Origin of the sequence: Streptomyces sp. NPDC057654, assembly GCF_042800135.1 — a bacterium.
Taxonomy (GTDB): Bacteria; Actinomycetota; Actinomycetes; order Streptomycetales; family Streptomycetaceae; genus Streptomyces.
This window is the reverse complement of the sequence record NZ_JBHVHQ010000822.1, coordinates 1-3,857: the sequence shown is the minus strand read 5'-3', so window position 1 is coordinate 3,857 and position 3,857 is coordinate 1. Positions and strand designations below refer to the sequence as shown.

The window sequence follows — 3,857 nt, the reverse complement described above, 5'->3', positions numbered from 1 at the left end:
GCGCTGCGCGGCCCCGAACGCCTCGACCTCGTCCGCGACGATCGCGCGGACCCGGTCCACGTCGGAGGCCATGGGCGCGTCGGCGGACGCCTCGGCGAGCGACTCGATGTCGACGAGCCGTACGTACTCGACGCGGTGCGCGGCGGCGTCCACGTCGCGCGGCATCGCGAGGTCGAGAAGGTGCAGCAGCGGCGCGGCGCGGCGGCCGTCGTCGGCGAGCCCGAGGGGGCAAGCCGCGTCTTCACGGTCTGTGCCGTCTTGGGTATCGGTTCCGGCCGCCAGCCGCTCGGTGAGGGCCGACAGCACCGACTCGACCGTGAGGACCAGCCCGGTGGCGCCCGTACAGGAGACGACGACGTCGGCCTGGGCGAGCTCGGCCGCCATGTCGGCCATCGGCACGGCGCGGGCCCTGAGCCCGGTCGCCGCGCCCGGCCCGCCGGGCTCGGTGAGCGCGGCCGCGAGCCGCTCGGCACGCGCCTGCGTCCGGTTGGCGACAGCCAGTTCGGCGACTCCGGCGCGGGCCAGGGTGGCGGCGGCGAGCGAGGACATGGAACCGGCGCCGATGATCAGGGCGCGCTTGCCGCGCGCCCACTGGGCGACGGGCGCGCCGTCGGCGAGCTGCTCCAGGCCGAACGTGACCAGCGACTGGCCGGCCTTGTCGATGCCGGTCTCGCTGTGCGCGCGCTTGCCGACCCGCAGGGCCTGCTGGAAGAGGTCGTTGAGGAGCCGCCCGGCCGTGTGCAGCTCCTGGCCGAGGGCGAGCGCGTCCTTGATCTGGCCGAGGATCTGGCCCTCGCCGACGACCATCGAGTCGAGCCCGCAGGCCACCGAGAAGAGGTGGTGGACGGCCCGGTCCTCGTAGTGCACGTAGAGGTGGGGCGTCAGCTCCTCCAGCCCTATGCCCGTGTGCCGGGCGAGCAGGGTGGACAGCTCGGCGACGCCCGCGTGGAACTTGTCCACGTCCGCGTACAGCTCGATGCGGTTGCAGGTGGCGAGGGCCGCCGCCTCGGCGGCGGGTTCGGCGGCGAGGGTGTCGTGCAACAGCTTCGCCTGCGCGTCCGCCGCGAGGGCCGCGCGCTCCAGCACGCTGACCGGCGCGCTGCGGTGGCTCAGGCCGACGACCAGGAGGCTCATGCCCTCTCCTCGCTTCGCTCGGGCCGCCCCGCGCGGGGGACGTCGTGGTGGATGGTCCGTTCCCTGAACCCGCTCATGCCGGCATCACGGCGGGTACGTCGCCGTCGGGTCCCTTTCCGTTGCCGGAACCCATGGCCGTACGGGCCACCGGAGGCGGCGTCGCCACAGCCGCGGCGGACGCCGCGGACGCCGAGGACTCAGCTTCCTCGCCGGCCTTGCGCTGCTCGTGGAAGGCGAGGATCTGGAGCTCTATGGAGAGGTCGACCTTCCGCACGTCCACGCCGTCGGGCACGGTCAGCACGGTCGGCGCGAAGTTGAGGATCGAGGTGACCCCGGCATTGACGAGCCGGTCGCAGACCTGCTGGGCCGCGCCGGCCGGGGTGGCGATGACGCCGATGGAGACCCCGTTGTCGCTGATGATCGCTTCGAGCTCGTCGGTGTGCCGGACCGGGAGGCCGGCGACCGGCTTGCCGGCCATGGCCGGATCGGCGTCGATGAGGGCCGCGACCCGGAAGCCGCGGGAGGCGAAGCCGCCGTAATTGGCGAGCGCCGCCCCGAGGTTGCCGATACCGACGATCACGACCGGCCAGTCCTGGGTCAGGCCGAGCTCGCGCGAGATCTGGTAGACGAGATACTCGACGTCGTAACCGACGCCCCGGGTGCCGTACGAGCCGAGGTAGCTGAAATCCTTGCGCAGCTTCGCGGAGTTGACCCCCGCGGCGGCTGCGAGTTCCTCGGACGAGACCGTGGGGACCGAACGCTCGGAAAGCGCGGTCAGCGCACGCAGATACAGCGGAAGCCGGGCGACGGTGGCCTCGGGAATCCCTCGGCTTCGGGTCGCCGGTCGGTGAGTTCGGCCAGTTGCCACGGTGCTCCTGCGGGTAGCGCGGGGCTGCGGGCGGCATCTTGTCGCAGGACCGCCCCGTCGAATGCAGGCTATGTCTTTGTGAACGCGTGCACAAAGATGGTGTCCGCTTTGTCCGAGCAAAGTGACAGGCGTCACGCGCTCTTTCGGCCACTTCCGGGAACCATCACCCGCGCCACCGCGACCACAGCCGTATCGCGGGTTCACCGAAGGGAGCACGCACCCTCACCCCTCACTGCTATGCCCCCGGACACCAACAAATCGCCCACCATGGTAGTCGCCCCGGGCACCCTTACCGACCGCTTGACGCCGGTCCGGGAGACATACGGAGAGACATACGGAGAGAGAACCGGGAGCGCGGCGCGACACCCGCCCAAGACCCCGGGGCCCATCCCCCGACACCCCCGCACCGGGCACAATGACCGCATGACCCCGTTGCTGCGCCGCCCGGCCCGTAAGAATCCCGCCAACAGCACGGTGACCCTGATCGGTAAACCCGGCTGCCATCTCTGCGACGACGCGGAGGCGGTCATCGAGCGGGTCTGCGGGGAACTCGGCGCGAGCTGGGAAAAGAAAGACATTACGCAGGACGCGGAACTGCACCGCCAATACTGGGAGCAGATCCCGGTGATCCTGGTGGACGGCGCCCAGCACGACTTCTGGCGAGTGGACCCCGCGCGGTTGCGCAAAGCACTCGGAGGGTAACCGGAGCGTGGCGGGAAGTTCACGCGTCCGATTCGTTCCGAGTCCGGCCGCACCGAACAAACTGGCTATGCTCGCGCCATGGCCGCACTGGGATGGCTCACCCCCCGTAGGCGCTCCGCCACCGCACGCAGCGTGCTGGCCGGCGAGGCGGCGGCGGAGGCAGCCCGCAAGTCCGCGCACGACACTCCCGACACGGCAGCGGAGGAGGGACTAGAGCCCGCCTCCCTGGACCCCGCCGAGAACCCTGAGCCAACCGACTCTTCCGAATCCGCTGATGGCTCCACCGCTTCCGCCGAACCGGAGTTCCCGGTGGTCGGCGACGAGAAGGCGGCGGCGTTCTTCGACCTCGACAACACCGTGATGCAGGGCGCGGCCCTCTTCCACTTCGGCCGCGGCCTCTATAAGAGGCACTTCTTCCGCAAACGCGAGCTGGTCCGCTTCGCCTGGCAGCAGGCATGGTTCCGGCTGGCCGGGGTCGAGGACCCCGAACACATGCAGGACGCGCGCGACAGCGCCCTGTCCATCGTCAAGGGGCACCGCGTCTCGGAGCTGATGTCCATCGGCGAAGAGATCTACGACGAGTACATGGCCGAGCGCATCTGGCCGGGCACCCGCGCACTGGCCCAGGCCCACCTCGACGCGGGCCAGCGGGTCTGGCTGGTGACGGCGGCGCCCGTCGAGACCGCGACGATCATCGCCCGCCGGCTCGGCCTGACCGGGGCGCTGGGCACCGTCGCCGAGTCGATCGGCGGCGTCTACACGGGCAAGCTGGTCGGCGAGCCGCTGCACGGCCCGGCGAAGGCGGAGGCGGTACGGGCCCTGGCCACGGCCGAGAACCTGGACCTGGCCCGCTGCGCCGCGTACAGCGACTCGGCCAACGACATCCCGATGCTCTCGATCGTCGGCCACCCCTATGCCGTCAACCCGGACAGCCACCTGCGCAAACACGCCCGCGAACGCGGCTGGCGCCTCCGCGACTACCGCACGGGCCGCAAGGCGGCGCGTGTGGGCATCCCCGCCGCGGCAGGAGCAGGCGCCCTGGCCGGCGCCGCCGCGGCAGCGGTAGCCCTACACCGCCGCCGCCGCTGACTCGTACCCCCTCACCACTGGACGGCGCCCCAATCCAGCCTGTCAGGGGGCACCTCCCAGCGGT

General features: G+C 71.5%; 4 protein-coding genes. 2 read left to right on the top strand and 2 right to left on the bottom strand.

The window, feature by feature from the left end; translation table 11 throughout:
- A partial coding sequence (locus tag ACFU99_RS36530; protein WP_384400816.1) for a glutamyl-tRNA reductase occupies positions 1–1,134 on the bottom strand: 1,134 nt, incomplete at its 3' end.
- Between the two features lie 73 nt (positions 1,135–1,207).
- Positions 1,208–2,002 carry a redox-sensing transcriptional repressor Rex gene (locus ACFU99_RS36525; RefSeq protein ID WP_384400813.1) on the bottom strand — a complete coding sequence of 265 codons (795 nt, stop codon included), beginning with the start codon at positions 2,000–2,002 and terminating at the stop codon, positions 1,208–1,210.
- Positions 2,003–2,425: 423 nt separating this feature from the next.
- Between ACFU99_RS36525 and ACFU99_RS36520 the strand changes: the two genes are divergently transcribed.
- Both ACFU99_RS36520 and ACFU99_RS36515 read left to right on the top strand, forming a co-directional pair.
- Positions 2,426–2,704, top strand: a complete 279-nt coding sequence (locus ACFU99_RS36520) for a glutaredoxin family protein (protein ID WP_384400810.1) — start codon at positions 2,426–2,428, stop codon at positions 2,702–2,704.
- 78 nt (positions 2,705–2,782) lie between these two features.
- Positions 2,783–3,793, top strand: a complete 1,011-nt coding sequence (locus ACFU99_RS36515) for an HAD family hydrolase (protein ID WP_384400807.1) — start codon at positions 2,783–2,785, stop codon at positions 3,791–3,793.
- Positions 3,794–3,857 lie beyond the last annotated feature (64 nt).

Coding starts and splice junctions, on each gene's coding strand:
- ACFU99_RS36520 (WP_384400810.1), top strand. CDS start 2,426: ATGACCCCGTTGCTGCGCCGCCCGGCCCGTAAGAATCCCGCCAACAGC.
- ACFU99_RS36515 (WP_384400807.1), top strand. CDS start 2,783: ATGGCCGCACTGGGATGGCTCACCCCCCGTAGGCGCTCCGCCACCGCA.